The following is a 1,776-nucleotide window of genomic DNA, read 5'->3' on the forward strand; positions in this document are numbered from 1 at the left end:
GCCTGGAAACGCCCGGCGACCTCGGCATCCTCCGGCCCGCTGACCACGCCGGCGGCGCCCTGCAGATCCAGCGCATAGGTCGCGACGTCCTGGATCATCGAGCCCGCCACCAGCTTGCCGATGGAATTTTCCGGTCCCGGCCGCTCGCCCTTCGACAGCGCCGAGATCGCGCGCATGCTGGTGTAGCGCAAGCCACTCGCCTTTACCGCCCAGTTCGCGAGCTTCGAGCGCACCGCGCGGTCCTCGATCGCCGGACCATCGTCCAGCACCAGGCTGGAGCAATAGTCGAACAGCTCCGGGAAGCCGGTCGAGACGCCCGCGCCGATCGACATGCGCTCGTTCATCAGCGTGGTCAGCGAGACGTTCCAGCCGTCATTGACCTCGCCGAGGCGCTGGTGATCGGGAATGCGAACGTTGGTGAAGTAGACCTCGTTGAAGTCGGAGGCGCCGCTCGCCTGCTTGATCGGCCGCACCTCGACGCCGGGGCTCTTCATGTCCAGGAAGAACATGGTGAGGCCCTTGTGCTTGGGCACGGTCGGATCGGTGCGGGTCAAGAGGATGCCGTAGTCCGTGTAGTGCGCGCCCGACGTCCAGATATTCTGGCCGTTGATGACCCAGTCGTCGCCGTCCTTCTCGGCGCGCGTGCGCAGGCCCGCGACGTCGGAGCCGCCGGCAGGCTCGGAGAACAGCTGGCACCAGACCTTTTCGCCGGAGGCGAGCGGCGGCAGATAGGTGCGTTTATGCTCCTCGCGCGCGAACGCCATCATGGTCGGCCCGCACATTCCGTGGCCGATGATGAACATGCCGGAGAGCTTGCCGAACGGGCCCTCCTCCTGCTGCCAGATCACGCGCTCGATCGGCGAGGCGCCGCGGCCGCCATACTCCTTGGGCCAGTGCAGGCAGGCCCAGCCGGCATCGGCCTTCTTCTTCTGCCAGGCCTTTGCGACTTCCAGGATGTTGGCGTTCTTGAGCTGCGTGCGGCCGAGCGAGGATTTGCGCAGCTCATCCTCATATTGCTTCGGCGCGTTCGCCGCGATCCAGGCGCGGGCGGTAGCGCGGAATTCGGCTTCCTGCGGGGTGTCGTCGAAGTTCATGACGTCTCTCTTTATCCGTCATTCCGGGGCGCGCGCAGCGTGAACCCGGAATCTCGATGTAATTCGCTCATCTCTGGATTCCGGGTTCGCCGCGTCGCGGCGCCCCGGAATGACGACATCATCACGCCGCGTTCTTCTTCCGCATGCGGTCGATCAACTGGTCTTCCCAATAGGACAGGCTGCCGAGCCCGAGCGCCATCGCATTGGCGCGGCGGTAGTACATGTGGCAGTCGAACTCCCAGGTGAAACCCATGCCGCCGTGAACCTGGATGTTGTTCTTGGCGCAATGCTGGAACGCCTGCGTCGCGCTGATGCGCGCAGCCGCAGCCGCTTCCGGCAATTCGGCCGCGTTGGTCGACAGCGCCCAGGCGCCGTAATAGCTGTTGGAGCGCGCCAGCGTCGCCGAGACGTACATGTCCGCGAGGATGTGCTTGACCGCCTGGAACGAGCCGATCTGGCGGCCGAAGGCGATGCGGTCGAGCGCGTAATCGCGGCCCATCTCCAATGCCCGGTCGGCACCGCCGACCTGCTCGAATGCGCACAGCACCGCGGCGCGGTCGAGCACCTGGGTGAGAATGCTCCAGCCCTCGCCGGCGGCGCCCAGCGGCTCGGCCTTGCAGTCGTTGAAGGTGATCTCCGCCTGGCCGCGGGTCGGATCGAGATTGGTCAGGCTCCTTACTTC

The 1,776-nt window shown here is 65.9% G+C and carries 2 protein-coding genes; both read right to left on the reverse strand.

Annotated features, from left to right (window positions below; all coding sequences use genetic code 11):
• A partial coding sequence (locus ACXJL8_RS40165) for an acyl-CoA dehydrogenase (RefSeq protein WP_456686939.1) occupies nt 1-1,094 on the reverse strand: 1,094 nt, incomplete at its 3' end.
• Between the two features lie 121 nt (nt 1,095-1,215).
• Nucleotides 1,216-1,776 (reverse strand): acyl-CoA dehydrogenase family protein (locus ACXJL8_RS40170; protein WP_456686940.1); only part of this gene is annotated, 561 nt, incomplete at its 5' end.

This window comes from Bradyrhizobium sp. P5_C11_2 (assembly GCF_054049755.1).